This is a genomic window from Mastigocoleus sp. MO_188.B34, from assembly GCF_030065675.1.
In the GTDB taxonomy this organism is placed as follows: Bacteria; Cyanobacteriota; Cyanobacteriia; order Cyanobacteriales; family Nostocaceae; genus Mastigocoleus.
In genome coordinates, this window is record NZ_JASJDK010000029.1 from 16,584 (window position 1) to 43,181 (window position 26,598).

Below are 26,598 nucleotides of genomic sequence, written 5' to 3' on the forward strand. Positions count from 1 at the left end.
TATTGTCATTTACTATCGTCACTTAGAATTTGTAAAGACGCGATATATCGCGTCTCCAGATAAAATTAATTTTATAATTAACTTTATAATTAATTTTATAGATTATATTTTATAGCACTACGAAGTTACGTTAGGACATGTATTAACCCTAAAAGCCACACGTGTTAGGCTTTTTGTCACCCTACGGGCGCGGTCTGTTTTTACTTTTTACTTTTTACTTGCGCGTAGCGCTATACAGATTAATCATTTGGTGTGAGTCAAATCTATCTTGAGAATGAGTGTCGAACTTTTCTGATGAAAGATTACTACATCAATAAAAACAATATAAATTTAATTCTTAGGTGTTAAAAAAACACTCATTTGTCTATTTTGCAAATTTTAAAATTTTAGAGGGGGACATATGTCTGCATCCGATATTGCTCAAGATAATATACCTTTTTTAGAAAAAGTAATGCGTGCTGGAAATCTACAAGATATCTATGAAGCGAGGGACTTGAGCGAAGTTGTTTATCGCACAATGCGCGATTTAATGCCGAAAAATACAATCGAGCGTGTGAGTTCAGAATTAGATAAACCTACAATATACACTGAAGATAAAACCCTGCAAGATGGTATTTCAGATCTATGGGAAGATAGAAATCCTATAGTTTCTTGGTTAAGTAAAATTCGTCCTCCATTTAGTAGTTCTGGTATTTTAGGGATTGACGAGGAACGATTCATAACTAGAATCGAACAAGAAGGTGGAATGCCTAGTAATACCAAAGGTGAAACTGTAGTTAAAGCTGTTTTTAGTGCGACAAAAGACGAACTGTCTCTTGAAAGAATCCAAGAAATTGCTGGATTTCTACCAGGTAAAATCAAAGAATTATGGAATGAAGCTTAAGTTTATTAAACTTAAGTTTATTAAACCATAGCAGAATTTGAAAGTTCTAAAGACGTGGTCTGAGATACACCTAACGGCGAACGGAGCGCGACCGTTAGGTCAAGCGCTTCGCGCAATTCGTCATAACATCGCGTCTCTACAAAAGTTTCGGGTCAAGTGTATTTAATTTATGGGGATTTATATTTCATTTTCATGAATCATATTACTGATAATATTGAGCAACAAGAACCTCAAAAACAACAATATCGACAATCTAATATCTCATCTTCATCTTTTTTCCCGACTTGGTGGAATAAGTTAGTTGCGATTGTTGCTCTAATTAATTTGTTATTAGTATTATTTAATTTAAGTTATATTCCCTTGCGGGATGTTTATTTACGTAACTCGCCTTTCTTAGTTAGTTTCTACGACCCAGTTAAAAGTATTGAGCCTCACCCCTATACAGAACGCTACATACGTACAGTAGATTTATTAAAGCAGCAAATACCAGAAATAGAAACAGAAGCAGCTTTAACGACTAAATTACTAGAAAACCTCCGCGAACAAAGTACTAACTTATTAATTGAAGACCCTTTCCTTGCAGCCAATAAGTTTGGGACTTTTGCTAAGTTAAAGCGACGGATGCAGTATCATATGGATACTTTATCTGCGAAACAAGCATTCGATCGATTTTGGAGGACAGAATATCTGCAAAATGTAGGTTTTGATTCTGAGTTATCTTTTTTTGAGCGCAAAATTAAACCTTTGTTAGCAGCTAATTATTATCGTAATGTCGATGAAAATGGTCAGTTTATCGATAATTTTTGGCGAATTGATATTTATTTTATAATCTTTTTTATCTGTGAATTTTTTATCAGAACCTTCTCAATTGCTCGCAAAAGAGATGATGTTAGTTGGTGGGATGTTATTTTAAGAAACTGGTATGAAGGATTTTTATTTTTACCTTTTTGGCGTTGGTTGCGAATAGTTCCAACCTCGGTAAAGTTGCATAAATCGGGTTTAGTTGACTTAGAACAGACTTTAGCACAAGTTACTCACGAACCAGCTGCTTACTTAGCAAACCGAGCATCCATATTTTTAATGGTGCAATTAATTAATCAAACCCAAGATGCGATTGCAAGTGGAGAGGTGACTCGCGCTTTATTCAAAAAAGACCGGATCGAGGTTAATCAGGTTGATGAACTAGATATTATTATTGACCGGCTATTGCAACTATCAATATATAAAGTTTTACCCCAAGTTCAACCAAATTTGGAGGATTTGTTACGTCATAGTTTAAGAAAAACTTTAAAAAGTTCTAACTTTTATCAAGCATTACCAGAAGGATTAGGAATCAAAATGATTCCGATGGATTTGACCGAGCAAATTGCTGACTCTCTGACTCAAACAGTTTATGAAGTTTTAGCTGCTTCTTACGCTGATACCGAAACTCGAAAACTTGTTGACGAGTCGATTAAGAATTTTCAGCAAGCACTACGTGAAGAACTACAAAATGAGAAAATTCAGTCAGAACTTTTACCTTTATTAGTAGACCTTTTAGAGGAATTGAAGCTTAATTATGTCCAACGTTCAGTCAAACAAGATCCGACATCGACCCTTGCTGAAGCAGAAGAAATTCGTCAGAATTCGTGATTGAGGATTGGGGATTAGTGATTGGTTACTAATTACTTTTGTATAGACGTAGCGTGCTACGTCTCTACGACTTTTTACTTTTTACTTTTTACTTTTTACTCATGGGATATCAACCAATTGAAAATTACGGAATTATCGGTAACATGTACACCACCGCTTTGGTGGGTATAAATGGCTCGATTGATTGGTTTTGTTTTCCTAATCACGATTCTCCCAGCGTGTTTGGAGCCATTCTCGACCAAAAAAAAGGAGGATATTTTAAAATCGAGCCAATGGTATGTACTTTTACTCATAAGCAATTTTACTGGCCAGAAACTAACATCTTGGTAACTAGGTTTTTGGCAGATTGTGGGGTCGGGGAAATTATTGATTTTATGCCTGTTGGCTTGTCTGAAAAAGAACGGGGATACCATTGGTTAGTACGGAAAGTTAGTGCAATACGGCGCAGCATTACTTTCAGAATCCAATGCTATCCAGCATTTAATTATGCTCAGGACAAACATCAGGTAATTCCTAATGGGAATGGAGTATATTTTGATTCGCCGAACCTAAAATTAGGTTTGATGACAGATATTTCTCTTAAACATGATGATAAAGGTGCTTTTGCTAAGTTTACCCTAGATGCAGGTGAAACAGCTGTATTTATCTTGCGTTCTCTGGAACCAGAGCAAGAGCATAGTTTATCTTTATTACCCCATGAAGCAAATGATTTATTCGATCGCACAGTGGCTTATTGGCGACGTTGGATCTCCCAATGCAATTATAGGGGTCGATGGCGGGAAACCGTAGAGCGTTCGGCGCTAGTTTTGAAGTTACTTACCTTTGAACCTACTGGAGCAATTGTAGCGGCTCCCACCTGTAGTTTGCCAGAAAAAGTCGGTAGTAAACTCAACTGGGACTACCGCTATGCTTGGATTCGTGATGCTGCATTTATTATTTATGCTTTGTTGAGAATTGGTTTTACCGAAGAAGCGGGAAGATTTATCGATTGGATAGACTCACTATGTCATCAATGTACAGATAACGGTGCTCTCCAAATAGTTTATGGGATAGATGGACGTAGCGACCTTGAAGAACAAGTCCTCGACCATTTGGAAGGATATAAAGGTTCCGCTCCAGTTCGAATTGGTAACGGTGCTTACAATCAATTGCAACTTGATATCTACGGTGAATTGATGGATGCGGTGTACCTTTTCAATAAATACGGTGCGCCAATTTCTTACGATTTATGGACTCGTTTGCGTTATTACCTTAACTGGGTATGCGATAACTGGGATAGAAAAGACCATGGAATTTGGGAAACTAGAGAAGGAAATCAAGATTTTGTTTATTCCAAGTTGATGTGTTGGGTCGCACTGGATCGAGGTCTACGTTTGGCGCAAAAGCGTTCTTTCCCCGGCGATTTAGAACGATGGTTAAAAATGCGAAACCAAATCTACGAAGAAATAATGTCCAAAGGATGGAGCGAACAAAGACAGGCTTTTGTCCAAGCTTACGGTACTGAAGTAGTTGATGCTAGCAATTTAATTATGCCACTGGTATTCTTCATGTCTCCCAACGATCCTCGGATGTTAAAGACTTTAGATGCAATTATGCGTTCGCCCCAAGAAGGAGGATTAACATCTAATAGTTTGGTATATCGTTATGACCCTTCCAATGGTGGTAAGGAACCTGACCCACAGGAAGGAACTTTTAATCTTTGTACTTTTTGGTTAGTAGAAGCTTTAACTAGAGCTGGAAAAACAGATCGCACTCGACTTGATCGAGCAAGATTAATGTTTGAAGAAATGCTCAGTTATGCAAATCATCTAGGACTCTATGCTGAAGAAACGGGGTCATCTGGAGAAGCATTAGGTAATTTTCCCCAAGGTTTTACCCATTTAGCTTTAATTAGTGCTGCGTACAACTTAAATCGAGCCATTGAAGGTGACTCTTAAAAAATTATCTATCATTAGTGCTAACATTCTCAAAGAATTAATTTCTCAGAGGATTTACTTTTCCAAGAGTTGAGTTTTAAAGGATTAGGTTTCGATGCAACAAGAATCTGTGACAGCAAAAAACGTCAACTTAACGAATTGCGATCGCGAACAAATCCATATTCCCAACTCAATCCAACCCCATGGGATACTTTTTGTCTTAGCTCCAGAGGATTTGACGATTTTACAGGTTAGTAAAAATATTAGGTCAGTCCTTGGTTACAATCCGGAAGATATATTAAATCAGCCATTAGCTAATTTCCTCGCTGCATCAGAAATTAGTTCAATTCAAAAATGCTTGACGGAAGATTTTGACCATGTAAATCCTCTGAAGATTTCTTTTTCAACCCAAGAGCAGATTCAATATTTTGATGGAATTATTCATTCCTATGATGGATTAGTAATTTTAGAATTAGAACCAACTCAAGAAACAGAGTACGTCAACTTCATTAAATTTTATAATCTAGTTAATAGCTGTGTTGCAAAACTACAAAATACTATTTCGCTGTTAGATACCTGCAATGTAATAGTCAATGAAGTGAGAAAATTGACGGGTTTTGAACGGGTAATGGTATATCGCTTTAATGATGATGGTTCGGGTAACGTCATTGCTGAAAGTAAAACTGATAAAATTATTCCTTATTTGGGTTTACGTTATCCTGCAACTGATATTCCTCTACCCGCGAGAAAATTGTATGTTAATAATTGGTTGAGGATTATTAGTAATGTTAATTATGAACCCATAGAAATTACCCCCACACTTAACCCCCTGACCCATAAAGTTGTCGATTTAAGCTTTTCTTCCCTGCGCAGTGTTTCTCCAATTCACCTAGAATATTTGAAGAATATGGGAGTGACAGCTTCCATGTCAATTTCAATTATTCGTAACAAACAATTATGGGGATTAATTGCTTGTCATGATTCTCGACCACAACATGTTTCCTATGAAGTGAGAACAGCATGTGAATTTTTAGGAAAAATTTTGTCTGCAGAGTTACTAGAAAAGCAAGATAATGAAGAACTAGATTATAAAATTAGAATTCAAAATATTCCAAAGTATTTTATTGAATCTATTGCCCAAAATAATAATTTTATTGATGCTTTAGTTCAAGAAGAAGAAAAACTATTAGATATTGTCAGTGCAGCGGGAGTAGTTATTTGTGATAATGATGATTTAATTTCTATAGGAAAAGTCCCAGAAAAAAGCGAAATAAAAAACATATTAAATTGGCTAGAATATCAAACTGAAGATAATATCTATTACACAAATAGTTTACCAACTCTATATCCACAGGCAAAGCAATATAAAAAAATTGCCAGTGGATTACTTGCTTTAACAATTTCCAAAATTCGGCGCAATTATATATTGTGGTTTCGTCCAGAAGTTATTCAAACTGTTAATTGGGGTGGAAATCCGGTTAAACAGGTGGAAAACCTACCTGATGGTGAAGTGCGTATTCATCCGCGCAAATCCTTTGAATTATGGCAAGAAACAGTTAAAAATAGTGCTTTACCTTGGAAAAAATGCGAAATAGAAGTGGTTGCAGAGTTAAGAAGTGCGATTATTAGTATTGTTTTAAGTAAGGCAGATGAATTAGCAAGGGTAAATCTGGAGTTGGAACGTAGTAATGACGAATTAGATTCCTTCGCTTATATTGCATCCCATGACTTAAAAGAACCGTTGCGAGGAATTCATAATTATTCGTCTTTTTTGATGGAAGATTACGCAGAAGTCTTGGATGAAGAAGGTATATCAAAGTTGCAAACACTAATTCGCTTGACTCAGCGAATGGAAGATTTAATTGATTCTCTATTGCATTTTTCTCGCTTGGGAAGAGTTGATTTATCTTTGGAAAATAACGATTTAAACGAAATTTTAGACGGTGCAATAGACGTTATCAAAATGAGTAATGCGGAGGATTCAATTGAAATTTCCGTCCCTCGTAAATTACCAAAAGTGAATTGCGATCGCATCCAAATTAACGAACTTTTGACTAATCTCATTAGTAATGCAATCAAATATAACAAAAACGATCGCAAACAGGTTGAAATTGGGTTTCTCGATACACCGGAAGAATTAGACCCTAATCTGCAGCAAAAAATACAACTTCAAAATCAAGTAGTGCTTTATGTCAAGGATAATGGTATTGGAATACCCCAAAAGCATCACGAGAATGTTTTCCGCATCTTTAAACGACTGTATGGGAAAAAACAGTATGGTGGTGGTACGGGTGCGGGATTAACTATCGCCAAAAAAATTGTTGAGCGTCACGGAGGAGAAATTTGGCTAAAATCAGAAGTAGGAGTAGGCACGACGTTTTATTTAAGCTTACCAGTTTAAGCCGTCTAAATATCGAATTTGTAAGATTTATGTAAGTTGTAGAATTTATGGAAGTTCTAAGATGACAAATCTATTGATTACAGAGTTGGAAAATAAAACTTGTCCAGTATTAGTAATCGAAGACAGTGATGAAGATTTTGAAGCATTTAGTCGTGGTTGGCGCAAATCGGGTGCAACAAACTCGCTATATCGATGTGAAAGTGGTGACGAAGCTTTAGATTTTCTCTATCATCGCGGTGAATACACAGATACAATTTCCTCTCCTCGTCCATGCTTAATTTTACTCGACCTCAATTTACCTGGAACCGATGGAAGGGAAATTTTGGAGGAAATTAAAACAGATGAGAACATGAGGAGCATCCCGGTAGTAATTTTCACAACTTCTTCAAACCCGAAGGATTTGGAGATTTGCTATCAAAAAGGGGCTAATAGCTACATTATCAAACCTATTGATGTAAAGAAATTAATGGAAACAGTCAAAACTTTAGGTCAATATTGGTTTGATATCAATCGACCACCTCTTCATGTATTTTAGAATTAGCTGTTACAGTTATTTTTTCGATTTAATAATATCCTCTAACTCGTATAGCCTCGAGATGATTATTAATTTCTAATCATCAGCTGTCTGCGTACCCAATTATTGTTATTATTTTTAATAATATTTACTATGGTATATATATATGTATATTAATGTTAATATTCTTTGCCTGCGTCAATTTTAATATTTTCTTAATTGTTTTTGATTTTGGGATTTTTGATTTTGGAATTTATAGGTTGAGATAAAAACTCACTTCTGTTATTTAATCGAAATTATTTTGGTCGGGATGCAAGATAATACGTTTGTTCGGTATGCGAGATAATAAAATATATTAATAACTTCAGAGCATGAGTAAGACTACACAACGGACGATTCTAATTATTGATGATTGTCTAGAAGATAGAGAAACTTATCGCCGTTATCTAACCAGAGACAAAAATTACGATTACACAATTTTGGAAGCAGAATTGGGTTCTGAAGGTTTAGAACTATGGCTAAATCATCAATTAGATGGGGTTTTGTTAGATTACTTATTACCTGATATTAACGGTATTGAATTTCTTGAAGAATTACAAAGAGAAACTCAATCAACTAATCTTCCTGTAGTGATGTTGACAGGACAGGGAGATGAATTAATTGCAGTTAAAGCAATGAAAGCGGGAGCTTCAGACTATATTGTAAAGGGAAAAATCACAGCCGAAGAATTACGTTTGGCTATTAATTCAGCGGTTGACAAATTCAATTTGCGCGCTCAATTACAGAAAAGTCAAGATCGCCTTGAGTTAGCACTCGATACAGCTGGGATGGGTACGTGGGAATGGAATTTTCAAAAAAATACCTTTGTTTGTTCCCAGTTGTTAGCGCAGGTATTAGACATACCCGAAAATAGTTGTTTAGCAACATATGAAAGCTTTTTACAAATAATTCACCCAGAAGATAGAGACATTGTTGACCGGTCGATAAAATACGCAATTTCTCATAAAAGTGAGTATCAATTAGAATTTCGTCATCTCCGTCGAGATGGTAGCATTGCTTGGATTGAGAGCAGAGGAAAAATTTATTGCGATCGCAAAAATGAACTGCTGCGAGCGATCGCAACATTCACGGATATAACTGAAGCAAAAAATCAAGAACAGGAGATTCAAAAGTTCTTTTTACAAGAAAGGTTAGTGTACCAAATAGCTCAACAGGTGCGTCAATCTCTTGATTTAAAAGAAATATTAGAGACAACTGTAAATCAGGTTCGATTCTTCTTAAATTGCGATCGGGTAGTAATTTTTCAATTTACAGTTCCAGATTGGAACGGTATGGTACTTACAGAGTCAGTTGGTTTAGATTGGTTAGCAATATTGGGAAAAGAGATTTACGATCCTTGCTTTGCAAGCAATTGGGTAGAAAAATATAAACAAGGTAGAGTTCAAAAGGTAGAAAATATTCATGATGGGAAGTTAACATCTTGTCATGTTGATTTACTAACACAATTTCAGGTTCAAGCTAATTTAGTAGTACCAATTTTAGAAGCTGAAAATTTATGGGGACTACTGATTGCACATCAATGTTCTAAACCTCGGGAATGGCAAGATTTAGAAATTAGTTTATTAAAACAGTTAGCAACTCAAGTCGGAATTGCAATTCAGCAATCATTGCTGTTTGATCGAGTAAAAATTGAATTGAATGAGCGCAAACAAACACAGCAAGCGCTAGAAAGTTCATTGCAGCGTGAAAAGTTTTTACGTGAAGAAGCAGAAAAAGCAAATAGAATTAAAGATGAATTTTTAGCTGTTCTTTCCCATGAATTACGTTCTCCCCTCAATCCAATTTTAGGCTGGTCAAACATCCTCTTAAAAGACCGCAAACTCAACGAAGAAAGGAAAAAGCAAGCTCTACAAATTATCGAGAAAAATGCCAAAGTTCAGTCCCAGTTAATCGAAGACCTATTAGATATTTCTCGCATTTTACGCGGTAAGCTCAAATTAGAAGCCGAAAAAGTCAGCCTAGTTAATGTAATATTATCAGCATTGGAAACGGTTAGATTATCCGTAGAAGCTAAAAACATTGATTTGAAATTTTTAGTTGATACTTCACAGCAGCTAAATTCAAACAACCTCACTGAAGTTATCGATACTGATTTGGGGTTATGGGAAACTGGAATTGAATCGAATTATCCTAAATATTTAGTATTAGGTGACTCAGCAAGATTACAGCAAATTGTTTGGAATTTACTTTCTAATGGCGTCAAATTTACACCTAAAGGTGGAAAACTTACAGTTAAACTAGAAGCGATTGAAAGTCAGGCTAAAATTACAGTCACCGACACTGGTAAGGGAATTACTCAAGAATTCTTACCCCATGTATTTGATTATTTTCGTCAAGCTGATAGCGCCACAACTAGAAGATTTGGTGGTTTGGGTTTAGGATTAGCAATTGTCCGCTATTTAGTCGAAATGCATGGTGGGACTGTCAAAGCTGATAGTTTAGGTAAAGATAAAGGTGCAACTTTTACGGTATCTGTACCACTCTTAGAAACTGATAAAACTAAATCTAAAGATGATAATTTATCAGCATATGAAATCGAATCACATAATCTAGAAGGTCTTCGGATTTTAGTTGTAGATGACGAGCTAGATTCTCGGGAATTTATTAGTTTTGTCTTAGAACAAGATGGTGCTGAAGTGATCCAAGTTCCATCTGCGATTGAAGCATTGCAGATATTCCCCAATATACAACCAGATATCTTAGTTAGTGATATCGGAATGCCAGAAATGGATGGATATATGTTACTTAGCGAAATTAGAAAAATACAACCCGAAGCAGGAGGAAATATTCCGGCTATCGCCCTGACTGCATATGCAGGAGAATTGGATCGCAAACAAGCTTTATCCGTCGGGTTTCATTCTCACATCGCCAAACCAGTCGAACCAGATAATTTTATCGCCGTAGTCTTAAAACTTACAAACAAATCAGTTTAAACATCCTTTAGTTATTAGTTAAAGGACGTTTATCTGCATTATGGAGCGATAATCAACATCAAGTATTATGGCTATTTTTAGCTGTTGGAGTGGGTTTTTTAAGTTTAATAGTTTAATAAATTAATAAATTAATAAATTAATAAATTATAGTTATTTTGGTTCTCCTGTGTGGTTACACACAGTTGGTTAGATACAGTTTTTCATTGGGCTTCAGCTTTGGGTACTTGCAGTTTCATAAATACCGTCTATATTTATTTTTTCTACAAAGTATAAATATGAGTGCAACAAAGTAAATCCACAACCAAAAAATCCACTACTTTAATTTTGAGGATAATATGAGGATAAAATTCTTTAGGGTTGTTAACAACAATTAAATTAAGTTCACCAAAATAATTATATTTAATTCACATCAATATCCATCCGTATACAAAGATATTCTATCTTCAATTAATAAACTTTCTGAAATCAGGGGTAGAACAAGCAAAAAATGATACTTTGATGATTTTTTGTAGTCGGTTTGCAGTTGAAAAAATAACTATTTTAGACATACTACACCTTCAATATAAAGTATTTATTTTTACGTGTTTTTGATAGTACATTGAAGATAGAGAATTCAAGGTGGTGTATTTGGATAACTCCAAGATCGATATACCGCCTGGAAACGCGAAAATTTATTGACAGTAATGTTAAATTGAAAAAGATCTAAATACAGAAGGTAAAAATTTCTAAAGCTGTTCTTAAATATAAAGAATTGACAATTCCTAGTTACATATTAATTATTTAACTAGTAAATAATTTAGATCGTAAAACCAAGTTATAAAAAATACAATCAACGGCAAGTATGAGGTGGCAAGAATCTATCCCATTTTTACTAACGATAGCCGTATTTCTAATTGCGGTTAGTCTTAAAAATCCAATATTGCTGTTTTGTTTGCTGATGGGAAGTTTACTCGTCATCATTATCAGACAAGTTGGAAATCAGGTGCATTTACCCAAAAAATGGTTATTAATATGTCAAATTTTAGCAGTTGCAGTTATTTTAAGCGCATTTTGGCTGGATTATTTTGCTGCACCAGCACAAGCACAATTCTTTGGTAAGGCAGAAGACTTTTTTAAAAATACCTTAACTCAAGGTGCCGATGCAGGAAACACGCAACCCGCAGTCAGTTTGGTGTTTAATGTTTTAAGAGCCCTTTACTTGCTATACATTGCAGTTGCTTTAATTGGTGTGGTCAATGCAGTTCGTAAGGATGAAGATTGGCAAACTGTTGCTAGAACACCTTTACTAGTTGTTGTTGCAGTTACAATCGCTGACGTCCTCACGGGCTTTATCATTGGTGATACCAGTGGTAGCTGAGGAATCAGTTACCAGTTGACAGTTGACAGTTAACAGTTACCAATTACCCATTACCCATTAACACTAAATGTCTGAAGAAAGAGATAAGGATTTTCGACCTGTAAACCGGATATTGGGAACTCAACCATCATTAGGACCCTTACCCGCAGATCAAGTATTTCCTTGGACGGTTATTGCTTTAGCTTCTTATTTTGTCGTCAATGGAGTTTTTGGAGGAGCTTTTGAGGATGATTTTCAAAAATGGCTGTGGACTTCATTAATTACCGGTTGGGGTATGGGAACATGGTGGATTTTAACTGGTGGAAGGAGTTGGCGGTTTCTTAGCAAGTTTATTGGTGTTCCGACTTGGACTAGAGGTGTAGCCCGTTATCGAAGTTTTCTGGAAGTAAAACATGAAGGAAAAAATCGGAAAACAAAGCGTCGGTCTCGCAGGAAGCGACGTTAGATTAACTCCTTTTGAGGATTCTCTCCATCTTGCTACCATGCTGCAAGTCAGTTTGGATGGTAGGGAAGTGGGAGCTTATGTTCTTACCAAGGGTAATCAAAAAGATAGATTTTGCTTTGTTTTCGGGTTTGATTGTCAGGGTATTCATACAACCCTCAGACCAGAGCAAGTTGATACGATTTGTAATAATATCGAAGCAGGCTTAAAAGATATTCCTGCAGGGGAAAGGCTGACGTTTCATTTAAGCTCCTTTAGCTCGGAAACTCGGCGTCAAGAGGAATTATCATCTCTAGTTAAGGATGCGGCTTCAGTTGACATCAAATATCTTTTAATGGCGGAGCGTGCCAGGGTGAGAGAATTAACCCGGGATGGTATTCGCAAACCCAAGTTTTTACGAATTTATGTGACCTATACAGTTGAACCCAACACAGCTGAAACAGATGATTGGATTGAGAGGTTACTTGCAAAGGGTGAAGATTGGTGGCTGAGGTTTAAAGGGGACGCCACAGTATTAGCAAACCAGCATTTGGAAACGGTTATCCTTAATGCTTATAAAGAAGGTTTTCGCCGTTGGGAACAGATCCTATCCAATAAAATGGGCTTGGATGTCAAAGCCATGAATGCAGGTGAGCTATGGGAAGAAATTTGGTACCGGTTTAACCATAGATCAGCAATTGAGATTCCCCAATTACTAACCTTAAATGAGGAAGGATTGCACGAAGAGGTTTATTCCGATCTAGCTAGCAGCAAGTTACTGATAGATAATCCCCACAGTACAACTTTGCTGATGGAATCCCACATTCCTTGCGCCGATCGCCGTTGGGTGCATGTAAAAAATCGTTATATTGGCGTATTAACTTTTCTAGAGAAACCCGGAGGTTGGCAAAATAAACAATCCCAATTGCGTTATTTGTGGGAGTTACTCGCCCGGGAAGCGGTTGTTGACACAGAAATTTTTTGTCAGTTGAGCGCAGCAAATCCGAGCTTGGTTAAAAATACACTACAACGTGTCCTCAAACAATCGAATATGACTGCTACGATGGCGCAATCGAAAAGTAAAACTATCGATGTTAACGCCCAGTTAAAACTGAAAAAATCCTTAGCAGCACAAGAACAAATTTATGAAGGCGCAGTGCCTATTTATACCGGAATTACGGTTTTAGTACACAGAGACAGTACAGAAAAGCTAGACGAAGCAACAAAATATATTGAGAACAGCTTTCAACGTCCAGCACAGGTAATAAGGGAAACAGAATATGCTTGGAAAATATGGTTGCAAACTTTACCTATAGTTTGGGAAGTTTTATTAGCAAAACCCTTTAATCGTCGCCAACTATATTTAACAAATGAAGTACCGGGACTAATACCTCTAGTCCATACTCGCGGGGGCGATCGCCAAGGGTTTGAGTTGATTGCTGAAGAAGGTGGAACGCCGGTACATTTAGACTTATTTAAGCAACATAAAAATTTAGCATTATTTGCTACTACCCGTGCGGGAAAATCAGTATTAGTATCGGGAATTTTAACCCAAGCCCTAGCGCATAATATTCCGGTCATCGCCTTAGATTTTCCCAAGCCTGATGGTACATCTACTTTTACCGACTATACGGAATTTATGTCAGGTTGGGGAGCTTATTTTGATATCTCAAAGCAATCAAATAACCTATTTGAACAACCAGATTTACGTTTCCTGAGTCCTGAGGAACAACGCGATCGCTTTCAAGATTACGTTGGTTTTTTAGAATCAGCTTTGATGACCATGGTTTTAGGTTCATCGAACCAAGACCAACTGCTATCACAAACAGTACGTTCGGTTCTCAACTTAGCTCTAACAGCTTTCTTTCAAGATACGGGAATCAATCAAAGATACCGAGATGCGATCAAGGGTGGTTTCGGAAGTCATGCTTGGGATAAAACACCCACATTACACGACTTTTTAATATTTTGTTCTCCCGAACATTTACATATGGAAACCTTAGGTGGAAGAGTAGAAGATGCTCTGAGTCAAATTCACCTCAGATTAAGATTTTGGTTATCAAGTCGTGTGGGTAAAGCTATTTCCTATCCTTCAAGCTTTCCTACTGATGCTCAGCTTTTGGTATTTGCTCTGAGAAACTTATCGGATAGTGAAGATGCAGCAGTTCTATCGTTAAGTGCTTATTCTGCCGCATTACGCCGCGCCCTTAGCAGTCCGGCTTCAATATTTTTTATTGATGAAGCACCAATTTTATTTGAATTCGACCAAATTTCTGACTTAGTGGGAAGAATTTGCGCCAACGGAGCCAAAGCAGGTGTGAGGGTAATTTTATCAGCCCAAGACCCGGATACGATCGCAAAATCAAAAGCAGCATCGAAAATTTTGCAAAACTTAACTACTAGGTTAATTGGAAGGATTCAACCAGTCGCAGTGGATAGTTTTGTCGATATTTTAAAATATCCCCGTCAAATTATTGGACGTAATGCATCAGAAAGCTTTTTTCCCCGTAAAGAAGGTATTTACAGTCAATGGTTACTTGATGACAACGGAATTTACACTTTTTGTCGGTATTATCCAGGTTACGAGCAACTTGCAGTGGTAGCAAATAACCCTGACGAACAAAGCGCTCGTCAAAAAAGTATGCAAAAGTATGAAGATAAATATGAAGCGATTTCCACCTTTGCACGTCAACTAGTTGCATCTTTGCGGGGAGGTTAGGGATTAGGGATTAGGGACTGGGGATTGGGGATTAGGGATTGGCGACTGGGGATTAGGGATTGGCGACTAGGAATGAAAAATTGAGTAACCAATTACCAATTACCAATTACCAATTACCCATTAAAAATTAACAAACTATAAATACTAATAAATTATGCGAAAAACTACTTTTTTAACTATCTGTTTTACATTTTTAGTCAGCTTACCAGCGATGGCGCGATTGGGATATATATGGACAGATTTTCAAAACTACGCTGTCGATTTTCAAGATTACTTAACAAATAATATTGACGAAACTGTAAATCCTGCAGGAGAAGGAAGTTTTACCGCAATTAATAATTCTACAGGTGCACTCAATTTACCCAACCCAATTGATGTAAGACAACAGGTCATTCAAGACATAACAGACAATTCACTTTCTGATATTTTTGAAAATAATCCAGCAGTTCAAGGTAAATTAATTGGAAATGAAATCGAACGTCAACTAACCCGTGCTGCAACAGAATCATACTTTGGTGCAAAAGGACAAGAAAGATTACAAATAAAGCTCGAAACTGTTCAAAATCTCATTGAAAATATTAATCGCGAAGCTGATGAAGCCCGTGAAAGTAATCAGAATATCCTCAATCAATTAGCAGGTTTAGGTCAAGCAGCAACCGGTCAAAATTTTCTAGGACGATTAATTTCAAATCAAACTAATCTACAGCTACAAATTAATAGACAGCAATCAAGAATGATTGCAGAATCTTTAGGTCAAAATATTAAACAAAATCAATATCTACAGTATTCTAATTTAAACTTGGCAAATATTTCCCAACAAGTAGAAGAAGCAAATAATGCGCGTCGCTTGGACTCAGCTGCATCTGTTGCAAGACTTTTAAGAGCTAGTTCCCAATCAGATTTATTTGGTAGAGAATGAGTAGGGAGTAAGAAGTAAAAAGTAAAAAGTAAGGAGTAAGAAGTAAGGAGTAAGAAGTAAGAAGTAAGGAGTAATGGTTAATTGGTCAATTATTTTTTTGACTTTTGACTTGTCCTCAACCCTAATTCCCCAAAATGTATATCAAGATATTGGCTCAAACTGGTGTTGATGAAATTATTGGTGATGGTGCAACAACTGCACGTAGTATCGCTGAGGCTTGGGACGAACAATGGTTAAATTTATTGCAAAATAATAGCAGTGAAAATTTATATGGTTCTTTAACAAATCTTGGTGTATTTTTTGCGGTGGGTACCCTGCTATTTTTTATGATGCAGTGGCTTAAAGATTTAATTTACAGCGAATATTCCCGCCCTATATCGAGTTTAATTTGGCCGTTTATTGTAGTTCTATTATTAACTAATACTGGTAACGGTTCAGTTCTTTCTAGCTTAACCTTAGGTGTTAGAAATTACATCAATACTATTAATCAACAGGTGGTAAGAATTGGAGATTCAGATCAATATTATCAACAAGCATTAAGTATGAGCGTCGCCGAAGAGGTTGTAGCTTCTTTTTTGCGTCCTTGTCAATCTTTATCTGGCGAACAGAGAGTTCAGTGTTTTGCTAAAGCTACTGAAAAAACTGATACTCTTTGGCAAGAATACCGGGATTTATATGGCGATCGCCCTTGGATTGTGAGGTTGGAAGAACAGGTTAATCAAATTATCTTAAATCCCAATAATGTTTCAGAATTTGCCTTTAACTCTCTCCTTGGTTCCACTATTCAACCAAGTATAAAAAGCTTTTTGATTTCTTTACAGTCTGCCTTTCAAAACTTGATAGAAGTTACAATGTTACTTGTAGCAGCATTGGGTCCTTTAGCTGTGGGTGGTTCATTATTACCTGTCGCTGGAAAACCAATCTTTGCATGGATCACAGGATTTATCGCTATGGGGATTGCCAAAATTTCTTTCAATATTATTGCTATTTTAACTTCAAGTGCGATTGTAAATGGAACATCTTCAAATCCCAATACCAATATAGACTTGATGTGGTTTATGATTTTCCTGGGAGTTTTAGCACCGATTTTATCTTTGTTAATTGCAGCGTCAGGGGGATTTGCTGTTTTTAACGCAATTAGTAATACAAGTTCTTGGGTTAGTGAGAAAGTTTAGAGCTTAGGGATTGGGGATTAGCGATTAGGTAATTAGTTACTCATTTGCAATTCAATATAGTAATACCCAAGGTAGGTTACCACCAAGTGATAACAAAAAGTCAAAATTCAACATTCAAAATTCAACATTCAACATTCAACATTTAAAAGTAAGGAACTAAGCAATCTCCAGTCCCCAATCTCCAATCCCCAATCCCTAGTACCAAGTCCCCAACTCCAAATCAAAATGGTGCAACTACTAAAACAAAAAAAACAAGTAGTAAATGTTCTGGCTGTATTTGCGATCGCAACGTTCAGCTTACATTTATTGACTTTACTTATTTTAATTTCGCAAGGATTGACTGTTCGACAGTTAAGTCTACAAAAACCGCCTACTTTCGTACAATTAGTCAATGGAAAGCCGATAAAAACTATCGACCCTCTGGTTAGGGAACCAGAAGCAATCCGCCAATTTGTTAGCAAAACAATGGTATCAATGTTTAATTGGTCGGGAAATTTACCTCCCCAAACCATTGAACAAGTTTCAAGACCTCAATCTGACTCGGGAATTTTAATTAAGACACCATCTGGAGGTGTTAAAAGAGTTGCGACTAGTAGTTGGTTAGCTAGTTTTGCATTCGCAGAGGATTTTCGTAAAGGTTTTTTAAGCCAAATTGCTGAGATGACTCCACCTGAAGTCTTTTCCGACCGACCAGAACGAAAAATGTCAGCCAAGTTAGATATTACTCAAATCTATCCTCCAGAAAAAATTGCACCGGATAAATGGCGAGTAGGAATTGTTGCAAATTTAATCCAAACCAAAGGTAGCGATCGCAAACAAGTTATAGTTCCTTTTAATAAAGATGTAATAGTGCAATCAATAGATAGTTTTAAACATCCTTTGACACAACAAATTACGGATTTACAACAAGCTATTTATAGCGTGCGTTCGGATAGTTTAGAAATCTATGAAATTCGCGATTTATGTCTTACTGATGAATATGATAAAACCGCTAAACAAAGATGGTTGCGCTGTAAATTGAAATTTTAGTTTCAAATTTACCATCAATATTTAAATTTTGATTCTGGGTTTGAGTTTAAGTTTTACTTGAAGTTTTATTTAACTGAAGTTTTATTTATTTAAATCTGAGTCACTGAAAATCAAAGCATTTTGTTTAATATGATTATTCTTATTAAGATTATTACTAAGTTTTTGTTCTAGATAATTTTTACTTACCTCTGTTCCCTTTTCCCTGTTTCCTGTTCTATTCTCAGTAAAATTTAATCTCCTAGCCATATACTTACTACTTACTACTTACTACTATAAATTCTTAAAAATTGGGTCGATAGGAGTATATCAGATGCGTTCTTTAAATCCTAAAAAAAATAACAATAATCTTATCCCTTTATTTGTAATTGGAACTTTTAGCTTACATTTGTTAACGGTGCTAATATTAATGTTCCATAACACAATGTTGCAGCAGGTAAAACGTAAAACCTTGCCGGAAACTTTAGTTCAATTAGTTGATGGTCGAACAATTGCGGTAGCTGCTACCGGTAACTTAGAACGCAATCAACAAACTATTCGTCGCTTTGTGGGTGAAGCTATGACTTTAATGTTGACTTCTTCCAATAATTTACCTCCAAGCTTAATTAAAGAAATAACTTCTCCACTACTAAGTAAAGATTTGAGGCAAAAATTAAATTCTAAGAATAATAATATAGGCTTTGACTATGGGTTAGATAGGAATTTGCGAAATACAGAAAATGTTTTAGCGATCGCAAGAATATCCCAACCAGAAGAAGTTAGTCAGGGGAACTGGAAAGTCGATATTTATGCAAATCATTTAACTTTTAAAGGTGCAGAAAAAACAGGTACTTCTATTCCTTTTAATAAACAAATTTTTGTACGAGCAATAGAAACAACTAAAGTCGCTGCAGATCAATCAGGGATACCAGCTAAGTTAGCAATTAGTGGCTTACGGGAAGCAAGACTAGAAATTTATAACATCTGCGAACTAAAAGATAAAAAATGTTCTACGAGTAAAAAAATATAAAGCAAGCAAATAAGAAATTAAATAAATCAATAAGAACTCATTATGAAGCAAAAAAATCAAATCTCTACCTCTATATCTTCCCGAAATTCAGCTGTGAACGATATTGATAATTCTCCTTCAAATACAGATATTTCTGAATGGGAATCGCGTATCGCAAAATTAGTTGGGTTAGAAGAAGAAGTAACACCACCCAGTTCCCAAATCAAGGAAATATCCCCAACAGAAGGGATATCAGAAAACCAATTAATAGAAGTCAGCAAAGAAACTCCAGATCCAACCTCAGTTCGTACCAAACAACCCCTGTCTGCAAATCCTTTTGCTAAAGCTGGTTTAGTTGGTGCTAGTACTTTAGTTGCTGTCCTATTTGCTGGAGGGTTTTTATCACAAATTATGGGTGGGGGTGGAAAACACCAAGTTAAAAAAAATGTTACTGTTCAACCACCTCCAGTTAAAACCCCAAATCGTCTTGAACAACTGGAAACAGAAGTAGATACACTCAAAACCAAACTTGCACTTGCAAAACAAGCAGAAGCAGTCAAAAATGCACAGCAACAACTTAGAAGAAGCAAACCAAAATCTGAAGTTGTAAATAAACCTTCACCACCAACTCCCCCCAAACCCACACAAAATATTTCTCCACCCGAAGTTATTACCCGAATCATACGAGAACCCCGACCAGTTGAAATTAATCAAACTCAACCTGCACTTCCAGAACCTCCACCCCCAGAACCAGAAGCAACACCAGATCCAATGCAGAAATGGCAAAAATTGGCGAAGTTGGGTAGTTATGGGATGGTAAATCAAGATATTAGCAAGCAAAGTACTGTCAAAACAGCATCTGCACCAAAAAGAAAAGTTGAACCCCTCGTAAGTCGTCCTAAATCAAATGTAACGCCAAAACCAAGCACATCAATTGCAAGTCAAAGAAGATCGGGAAGTGGTAAACGTACAGTGGTTGGTAGTAGTGCTGAAGGTGTAATTGCAACTGCTATTTTTGGCGAAACAACAAAATCCCGCAGAAGAAGTAGAAACAGCAGAAACAATGATAATTCCAGTACAGACAGCAATGTATTTGTTGTACGTTTAGAAGAACCACTAAAAGCAAGAGATGGTGAGGTTGTAGTACCCGCAGGTAGCGAAATTCTCACTCAAGTGAGTTCTATATCAGACAGAGGTTTAATGCGACTTAATGTCACCAAATTGTTAGTTAAGGATAAAGATGAATTAATTGAAAAAAGCTTACCACCAAATGCTCTAACAATTCGCGCTCCTGAAGGTAAACCTTTAATGGCTAAGAGTTATCCCAACAAGGGTTCATCAATTGCTGGAAGGGATGCGCTAACATTTGGTTTGGGTGGATTGGGAAGAGCAGCTCAATTATTTAACCGTACTGAAACTAGAATTGTTCGTGACGAAGGTGCTGTTTTTTCAGAAACTAACAATAACGATCCCAACATCACCGCTGGGATTTTAGAAGGTGGGATGAGAAGTTTAGTTCCCCAAGTTACTCGTCGCAACCAACAAGCAATTTCGCGCATGAGTCGAAAAAGTGATATCTGGTTTCTCAAAGCAGGTAAAGAAGTTGAGGTTTATGTCAACCAAGAAGTTTCGTTGTAGTTTGTAGTGCTATGGCAATTTGGGTTTATTGTTTAAGAGGATGTTTTAAAAGTATTGTTTATTACTAATTTTCACTGTTGAGATCCCCCAACCCCCTTAAAAAGGGGGCAAAAGTCCCCCAATACAGCGGGGGATTTAGGGGGATCCAAGATATATTAGGTAAATAATATGACTTTTGAAACATCCTCTAAGGAAGTTCAATTCTGAATAAAGGAGTCATATCATGTCCAGTAAAATATTTACGGTAAGGTTGGTAGTTGAGCTTTAGCCTCATAGCTTTATTTTTGTGCTATTGAAGCTAGCATTTCCGTCAGGACATAGCGCAACTACAAACAAATATTTTTTTATTGCTAATCAAGCCGACATGATATTACACACAAAGAAGTATGCTGCCAATTAGGGCACACTTTGGTGTGCCCCTACGGAATGATTTAATAATTAATGAAAATTCTAGCTTAAAAAATAATTATTAAGAAAACACAGCAGAATACGAACTGCAGTCACGCCGTAATAACAAAAGTCAAGAGCTAGGAATAGGGAGTTAAACATTTTGATATATGGTTTTCATTATTTATCCCCTACCTCACTGACTTAAATGCTTGGGAAATAACAACTAGAAAAATACAGGGTAGAATCTAGATCACACCGATGAAAAAACACATTAATTTTTGCCGGAATATAGTCAAAAGTTCTTATTTTCTCCCATTAACATCTCTCTTTTTTTTAATAGTAGGATTGTGCACTACCAATCGCGTATTTGCTAATAATGCTGTCCTTCGCTCCATTTTCTCATGTCAAGCACAGGGTTTGGGAGGAGCAATACCCACTGTAAAAGTTTGGTACCAAAATGGTACAAACTTAAGCTTTATTCCTACGAATGAAGTTATCCAAAGAGTTTGGATAGATGACATCTCACAGGTCACATTAGACTTTGATGGTCCCATGTGTGTAAATATTGCTGGACAAGAAACAGGAAATTGTGAAAACTCAGCAGCTACTGTAATTCACATGCGACGGATCCCAAAACTTGATATTCCCGGTCTTCCCCCTAGAATTGATGATTCCAAAACTCTATTAACTGTGATTACGGAAGGAGGAGGTAAAAGAAAACTATATACTTTCCGAGTAATTTATGGAGACGGAATGCCAGAATACAATACTATGGCTGTTTTTCCCGATCCTCCATCTTCCAGCGAAAATCCTTGCGTGCGAATCGATCTGTAAGCTATTCGCAATAAATCTTTAATGAAGCTAGGATTGATATTAGTAACTATTAGTGTAATAACAACAACTAAATAGTCCTATTAAATTCTTTTTATTGTCAACTCTTAAGTTCTTTTAAAAAAGTTTATAACCTGTGATTTATTCATCCCAGGACGAATTTGTGGTTGATAAAGTATTTGTATAACTTTTTTATCAATTTGAGAATATCTATTTGTATCAGTCCAAGGTTGATAAAAAATACTATTTTTATATTTATAAGAATCTCTCAGAAGTCCTAGAGATTGGGTCAATTCTTCTCTAATTAAGTGGGAACGTTCTTTTTGGTTGACTCCAGCACTCGCAATCAAAATGTTTGCGCTATTTATAGTATGATTTTGATTCCAGTTAGTCCAAGCATAGCCATAGTTTCCTGGTTGATAATTAGGTTCATATCGCTGAAACTGAGATACGGGAACAAAATGGATCTTCACATTCGGTTTATCGTCAACTATGCTCAATTTGATTCCGGATACTAAATTATTCAGCTCATAAATTACACTTCTCAAAGTATTAAGGTCTTCAGAGGTTGGAGAACCGGTGATTTTGATTCTTAAATCCCTATCCCATTTTCTAATCAGGTTAGAACCTGCAGAAAATTCAGCTCCAAGTGCAATTTCAAGAAAATAATTGATTTCTTCGGCTGTATATCTTTTTGGTGTAACGTAAGCTTGTTGATAATCTTGCTCGTTTCTATAAATACTTACTGTTGGTTGTGTATATCTCGAAGTATTTTCTCCTCTACCAAAGCTACTATTTGCTGCTTGTACATTTATTTCGTGTCTATTTATTCCATAGTAATTTTCAGGTGGGATAGGAATCATATTCCTTCTGTTTTGAATACTTTTATTCCGCTTTCCCTTTGCAACTAAATCACCTCTGACCCAACCTGTGATACCAGTTTCCTGCAACTTGACATAGTACCAAATAAAACCATCCGTTCCCTCTGTATTATTGCGGATGGTTATCTGATCGCCAGATCTACCATAGTCAACAGCATCGGATTGAGTGCTAGGTGCTAAACGAAGATTTATCTGACTTGTAGGATTTTTACTAGTGAGAACTGCTGTTTGTGCATCAGAGGAAGAGATTGCAATCCCTAATATTATTCCTCCGATTGTGGTCGATGCGATGCTCAAAGCAAGAGTATTACGAATCCCAGAGACAAAAATCTGCTTTATTTTCATAAATCCTATGTAAATTCAATTATGGGAAATATGGGAAACCTGGCTCTGATGACACCCAAACCTTGTTACTTAAAACTTGAAATAATCAAAGATCCAAAACTTTAGCCCTTAGAACTTTAGCCCTTGACAAATACATTTTTCTGTATTTTCTGGAAACCTTGTTGTATGAAGAACATCAAATATATATTCTGTGAGCGATCGCTTTTGACTTTGACTTTCTGAAATAATGTTTGTGTATCATTAGTAGTTCCCATTTATACTCCAGATTTTTTATGAATGTACAGGTAAAATGAGAATATTTCTTTATACTCACAGCCAATATGAATTTGTTTTGTAATTAACAAAAATTGTCTGCATACAAGGTAATTGCAGTCATTAAGATGTAAAATTAGCGAAAATTTACGCACATAAAATCACAACTTCCGAATATTAGAAATTCCAACATTAAAAATTGCTGATAAGTACGTAAGTTCTAGTCGAGTTATTTTGTTTTGAACCATTCTAAAGTTATTGAGGAATTATAAGGGTGACATATATTACTCTTCCTTGCTAAAATCCTCAAACAGGAATCCAAACCAGAATTTTTGTCCCTTGTTCGGGATAACTTTTAATTGTCAATTCTCCACCCAAAATGCTTACTCTTTCTTGCATTCCTCGCAATCCAAAACCTGTATGATGTGCATCAACATTAAAACCTCGACCATCATCTCTTAGTTCCAAGAGTATTCCATCAGAATCTGTATTTGCATTCAGAGTAACTAACTTAGCTTCAGCGTGTTTTTGGATGTTTGTGAATCCTTCTTGAACAATGCAATAAAGTTGATGACTAATTTGAACGGGTAAGTATGGTAGTTTTACATTTACTCGCACTACAAAGGATTGATTTCGTTCTATTTTTTGCGCTAATGTCTTGAGTGCTTCGCTCAAATTAAAATTTGACTGGCGCATAGTTTGCACGGAACGTCGCACTTCATCTAAACATTGACTACTTAATTCTTTTGCTATATCTAGAGATTTGGCTGCTTTGATTGGATCTTGCTCGTATAATCTTTGAGCAAGTTCTAGCTGTACGTCTAAAGTTGTTAAAGAATGACCTAATGAATCGTGAATTTCTCTTGCAATACGGTTACGTTCTAAATTTGCAGCCAGACTCTCAACTCTTTTTGCTAATTCTTCTGCCTGTTGGCGACTTTTTTGTTCTGCTAATATCACAAAACTAAATAATATAACAAAAGTACTCGCAGCTAGATAAACACCAGTATTGTTAATTATACTCCTGATGATAATAAAATTAGTGTCAGAGAGTTCATTGAGAATTTTGTCAATATTTTTGAACTGAAATTTTAATATATCAGGTAAGCTCAAACCTAGGGCGATATTCCAAAATATGCCTGATACAAATGCAATAACAATAACTTTTTTTCTATTTACAAGAAAACAACTTTTGACTAATACAAGATAAAGTAAGATTTCAAAGTCTGCTCCAAATACTCTGGCTAAAATAATAAATGTTATTTCTAAAAATATATAAATATATCTTTGCCAGTTGGGGTGATTAATGGGAAATATAAAACTTAAAAATAAGCAGAAAGTTAGATAAATAATATTTGCATAAGTGGGTATTATTTGGGAATAGTAGTTGCTATCACGGCGATTTAGTAAGAATAATAAAAAGTATACAACTATCAAAGTCCATTCTATATAGCGTACAGTTCGACGAATAGAGTCAGGTGTTTTTACTAAATCAATCATGCTAAACCTAGAACACAGGATTCTTAAATTATTAATTGCTATCGTGCATAAATTTATAGGGCTTATAGTATGACTAAGGTCATAACTATTCATTACTTTAGACAATATACTAACCAATAAATTTATGCTTTAATACTTTTAGTTATTTTTAAATAACTTTTTAAGCAAAATTATATTATTACCTATTTACATCTTGAGTACTTTTAATCAAGTAATTAGAGTAATAAACTATTTCATATTTTTGCTCCTTGTTGACCCTACTTTTAAGGAGGATTTATTTAAATATTTATAATGTAAATACATATTTTACTTACTATTTAAATTCGACTATACATAAATTTGAATTTAGATTAAAGCATGGTCCGTTGATATTGTCAGTAATAACTACCAAGTAAATTAGGTTTTGGAATAAAAATGGCATTAAAATCCTACTTTATTAAGTTGGTATTCGTGATTTTTTTCAGCTTTTTTGCTCCGCTATATGGATGTGGTTTCCAAGAAAATAATCCGCTTGAGAATCAAACTAGTTCAAAAAATCAGACTGGCTTAAACAATAATAAATTTATCAGTATTGAGACAAAAAAAACTACTGCAGAACGACTGGAATACCAAATCAGTTCGTATATGGAACGACTTAAAGAAAATGGTTTTTCAGGTGCAGTACTCGTAAGTCAAAATGACAAAATCATTTTGGAAAATGGTTATGGTTTAGCTGACCGGAAAAACAGGATACCTATTACATCTAAAACAGTTTTCGATTCAGGTTCTCTTTCAAAACAATTTACAGCAGCAGCTATTCTACATCTAGAAGAACAGGGAAAATTAAAAGTTGAAGATACATTAACTAAATTTTTTGATGATGTTCCTTCAGATAAAGCCAATATTACTCTGCATCAACTCTTAACCCATTCATCTGGTCTTCCAGAATATGCATTTAACAGTGATTTTGCTAAACTTAGCCGTCAAAAAGCACAAAAACTAGTATTCAAAGCTAGATTAAAAACTTCACCAGGAACAAAATATTTATATTCTGATACTGGTTATGGGTTACTTGCAATAATTGTTGAAGTTGTTTCTGGTAAGTCTTTTCAAGATTATCTAAAAGATAATTTATTTAAGCCCGCTAATATGCTTAATACGGGTTTTTATAACGATCCTCAATGGTCCCAAGTGACAGTAGCAAATGGTTATGCAAATGGAAAAGATTTTGGTTCTGCTGCAAAACGACCTGGTCCTTACTGGGGATTACTTGGTTTCGGTGGTGTATTAACGACAGTAGAGGATCTCTATTTATGGAATATTGCTCTGGAAAAGAATTTGATTCTTTCTCGAACATCCACTAAGAAGTTGTTTGCACCTCATATCAAAGAAAATGAAGATGGAAAAAGCTACTACGGTTATGGATGGGCGATCGAAGAAATGCCAGGATATGGCAAAATGATTTCCCATGATGGTGCGACTGATTCGCAAAATGCCATATTTATAAAGTATGGCGATTCTAATAATACCCTGGTGGTTGTACTCTCTAACCGTATCGATCAAGGTTGGTTTGGTAAGGAAACTTTTTATGGGACTCAAACCGGTGAGACTTTAGGGATTAATATCTTAAAGGAAGAATTCCGAACACTTCCAGATTATGCAAATTAATAATTTTACAAATCCTGAAATATTGATTATTGCTTAAAGTTTTTACTGCAATTATTTTAGTATTTTATTTGTTGAAAAAAAGTAAGAGTATTATTGTCAAGTTCTATGAATTGTAAGCAGGTGTAAAGAAGTTCAGTACATTTTGATAAGGAAGCTATATCGGTATTTAA

General features: G+C 35.7%; 19 protein-coding genes. 16 read left to right on the plus strand and 3 right to left on the minus strand.

Annotated features, from left to right (window positions below):
• Positions 1-400 precede the first annotated feature (400 nt).
• From QNJ50_RS09765 to QNJ50_RS09835, 15 genes are all read left to right on the plus strand, one after another.
• Positions 401-883 (plus strand): DUF2267 domain-containing protein, encoded by a 483-nt coding sequence (locus QNJ50_RS09765; RefSeq protein ID WP_300634745.1) that lies wholly within the window; start codon positions 401-403, stop codon positions 881-883.
• Positions 884-1,075: 192 nt separating this feature from the next.
• Entirely contained in the window at positions 1,076-2,515 is a 1,440-nt protein-coding gene (locus tag QNJ50_RS09770; RefSeq protein WP_300634748.1) for a hypothetical protein, read from the plus strand.
• Between the two features lie 101 nt (positions 2,516-2,616).
• Positions 2,617-4,452, plus strand: a complete 1,836-nt coding sequence (locus QNJ50_RS09775; protein ID WP_300634751.1) for a glycoside hydrolase family 15 protein — start codon at positions 2,617-2,619, stop codon at positions 4,450-4,452.
• A 94-nt stretch (positions 4,453-4,546) separates the two neighbouring features.
• Complete coding sequence (locus tag QNJ50_RS09780; protein ID WP_300634754.1) at positions 4,547-6,832, plus strand: ATP-binding protein; 2,286 nt, start codon at positions 4,547-4,549, stop codon at positions 6,830-6,832.
• A 61-nt stretch (positions 6,833-6,893) separates the two neighbouring features.
• Positions 6,894-7,367: a response regulator gene (locus QNJ50_RS09785; RefSeq protein ID WP_300634757.1), complete on the plus strand. Its 474-nt coding sequence runs from the start codon at positions 6,894-6,896 to the stop codon at positions 7,365-7,367.
• A 350-nt stretch (positions 7,368-7,717) separates the two neighbouring features.
• Positions 7,718-10,339, plus strand: a complete 2,622-nt coding sequence (locus QNJ50_RS09790; protein WP_300634760.1) for a response regulator — start codon at positions 7,718-7,720, stop codon at positions 10,337-10,339.
• An 841-nt stretch (positions 10,340-11,180) separates the two neighbouring features.
• Complete coding sequence (locus QNJ50_RS09795) at positions 11,181-11,696, plus strand: hypothetical protein (RefSeq protein WP_300634763.1); 516 nt, start codon at positions 11,181-11,183, stop codon at positions 11,694-11,696.
• A 67-nt stretch (positions 11,697-11,763) separates the two neighbouring features.
• Complete coding sequence (locus QNJ50_RS09800; RefSeq protein WP_300634765.1) at positions 11,764-12,141, plus strand: hypothetical protein; 378 nt, start codon at positions 11,764-11,766, stop codon at positions 12,139-12,141.
• The gene (locus tag QNJ50_RS09805; RefSeq protein WP_300634768.1) at positions 12,089-14,836 is read left to right on the plus strand and encodes a hypothetical protein; all 2,748 of its coding nucleotides are present in this window, start codon (positions 12,089-12,091) and stop codon (positions 14,834-14,836) included. Before QNJ50_RS09800 ends, QNJ50_RS09805 begins: the two co-directional genes overlap by 53 nt.
• A 154-nt stretch (positions 14,837-14,990) precedes the next feature.
• Positions 14,991-15,755, plus strand: coding sequence for a hypothetical protein (locus tag QNJ50_RS09810; protein ID WP_300634770.1), 765 nt, complete (start codon positions 14,991-14,993; stop codon positions 15,753-15,755).
• Positions 15,756-15,889: 134 nt separating this feature from the next.
• Positions 15,890-16,930: a hypothetical protein gene (locus QNJ50_RS09815; RefSeq protein ID WP_300634772.1), complete on the plus strand. Its 1,041-nt coding sequence runs from the start codon at positions 15,890-15,892 to the stop codon at positions 16,928-16,930.
• Positions 16,931-17,155: 225 nt separating this feature from the next.
• The gene (locus QNJ50_RS09820; protein ID WP_300634775.1) at positions 17,156-17,959 is read left to right on the plus strand and encodes a hypothetical protein; all 804 of its coding nucleotides are present in this window, start codon (positions 17,156-17,158) and stop codon (positions 17,957-17,959) included.
• Between the two features lie 406 nt (positions 17,960-18,365).
• Positions 18,366-18,965: a hypothetical protein gene (locus tag QNJ50_RS09825; protein ID WP_300634778.1), complete on the plus strand. Its 600-nt coding sequence runs from the start codon at positions 18,366-18,368 to the stop codon at positions 18,963-18,965.
• 42 nt (positions 18,966-19,007) lie between these two features.
• On the plus strand, positions 19,008-20,582 hold the full coding sequence (locus QNJ50_RS09830; RefSeq protein ID WP_300634781.1) for a TrbI/VirB10 family protein: 1,575 nt from the start codon (positions 19,008-19,010) through the stop codon (positions 20,580-20,582).
• A gap of 648 nt (positions 20,583-21,230) precedes the next feature.
• Complete coding sequence (locus QNJ50_RS09835) at positions 21,231-21,806, plus strand: hypothetical protein (protein ID WP_300634783.1); 576 nt, start codon at positions 21,231-21,233, stop codon at positions 21,804-21,806.
• A gap of 104 nt (positions 21,807-21,910) precedes the next feature.
• Here QNJ50_RS09835 and QNJ50_RS09840 read toward each other — a convergent pair whose 3' ends face one another.
• From QNJ50_RS09840 to QNJ50_RS09850, 3 genes are all read right to left on the minus strand, one after another.
• Positions 21,911-23,029, minus strand: coding sequence for a DUF2927 domain-containing protein (locus QNJ50_RS09840; protein ID WP_300634784.1), 1,119 nt, complete (start codon positions 23,027-23,029; stop codon positions 21,911-21,913).
• Positions 23,030-23,145: 116 nt separating this feature from the next.
• Positions 23,146-23,283 (minus strand): hypothetical protein, encoded by a 138-nt coding sequence (locus tag QNJ50_RS09845; RefSeq protein WP_300634786.1) that lies wholly within the window; start codon positions 23,281-23,283, stop codon positions 23,146-23,148.
• Between the two features lie 304 nt (positions 23,284-23,587).
• Positions 23,588-24,781, minus strand: a complete 1,194-nt coding sequence (locus QNJ50_RS09850) for a sensor histidine kinase (protein ID WP_300634788.1) — start codon at positions 24,779-24,781, stop codon at positions 23,588-23,590.
• A gap of 414 nt (positions 24,782-25,195) precedes the next feature.
• Between QNJ50_RS09850 and QNJ50_RS09855 the strand changes: the two genes are divergently transcribed.
• A complete protein-coding gene (locus QNJ50_RS09855) occupies positions 25,196-26,428 on the plus strand; it encodes a serine hydrolase domain-containing protein (protein WP_300634790.1) in 1,233 nt (410 codons plus the stop codon).
• The last annotated feature ends 170 nt before the right edge of the window (positions 26,429-26,598 follow it).

What these genes read in the sequence shown, in the direction of transcription:
- QNJ50_RS09795 (WP_300634763.1), top strand. Translation starts at nt 11,181, where the DNA reads ATGAGGTGGCAAGAATCTATCCCATTTTTACTAACGATAGCCGTATTT.
- QNJ50_RS09845 (WP_300634786.1), bottom strand. Translation starts at nt 23,283, where the DNA reads ATGGGAACTACTAATGATACACAAACATTATTTCAGAAAGTCAAAGTC.
- QNJ50_RS09785 (WP_300634757.1), top strand. Translation starts at nt 6,894, where the DNA reads ATGACAAATCTATTGATTACAGAGTTGGAAAATAAAACTTGTCCAGTA.
- QNJ50_RS09790 (WP_300634760.1), top strand. Translation starts at nt 7,718, where the DNA reads ATGAGTAAGACTACACAACGGACGATTCTAATTATTGATGATTGTCTA.
- QNJ50_RS09840 (WP_300634784.1), bottom strand. Translation starts at nt 23,029, where the DNA reads ATGAAAATAAAGCAGATTTTTGTCTCTGGGATTCGTAATACTCTTGCT.
- QNJ50_RS09770 (WP_300634748.1), top strand. Translation starts at nt 1,076, where the DNA reads ATGAATCATATTACTGATAATATTGAGCAACAAGAACCTCAAAAACAA.
- QNJ50_RS09820 (WP_300634775.1), top strand. Translation starts at nt 17,156, where the DNA reads ATGGTGCAACTACTAAAACAAAAAAAACAAGTAGTAAATGTTCTGGCT.
- QNJ50_RS09855 (WP_300634790.1), top strand. Translation starts at nt 25,196, where the DNA reads ATGGCATTAAAATCCTACTTTATTAAGTTGGTATTCGTGATTTTTTTC.
- QNJ50_RS09775 (WP_300634751.1), top strand. Translation starts at nt 2,617, where the DNA reads ATGGGATATCAACCAATTGAAAATTACGGAATTATCGGTAACATGTAC.
- QNJ50_RS09810 (WP_300634770.1), top strand. Translation starts at nt 14,991, where the DNA reads ATGCGAAAAACTACTTTTTTAACTATCTGTTTTACATTTTTAGTCAGC.
- QNJ50_RS09780 (WP_300634754.1), top strand. Translation starts at nt 4,547, where the DNA reads ATGCAACAAGAATCTGTGACAGCAAAAAACGTCAACTTAACGAATTGC.
- QNJ50_RS09805 (WP_300634768.1), top strand. Translation starts at nt 12,089, where the DNA reads ATGAAGGAAAAAATCGGAAAACAAAGCGTCGGTCTCGCAGGAAGCGAC.
- QNJ50_RS09835 (WP_300634783.1), top strand. Translation starts at nt 21,231, where the DNA reads ATGAAAAAACACATTAATTTTTGCCGGAATATAGTCAAAAGTTCTTAT.
- QNJ50_RS09800 (WP_300634765.1), top strand. Translation starts at nt 11,764, where the DNA reads ATGTCTGAAGAAAGAGATAAGGATTTTCGACCTGTAAACCGGATATTG.
- QNJ50_RS09815 (WP_300634772.1), top strand. Translation starts at nt 15,890, where the DNA reads ATGTATATCAAGATATTGGCTCAAACTGGTGTTGATGAAATTATTGGT.
- QNJ50_RS09765 (WP_300634745.1), top strand. Translation starts at nt 401, where the DNA reads ATGTCTGCATCCGATATTGCTCAAGATAATATACCTTTTTTAGAAAAA.
- QNJ50_RS09825 (WP_300634778.1), top strand. Translation starts at nt 18,366, where the DNA reads ATGTTCCATAACACAATGTTGCAGCAGGTAAAACGTAAAACCTTGCCG.
- QNJ50_RS09850 (WP_300634788.1), bottom strand. Translation starts at nt 24,781, where the DNA reads ATGATTGATTTAGTAAAAACACCTGACTCTATTCGTCGAACTGTACGC.
- QNJ50_RS09830 (WP_300634781.1), top strand. Translation starts at nt 19,008, where the DNA reads ATGAAGCAAAAAAATCAAATCTCTACCTCTATATCTTCCCGAAATTCA.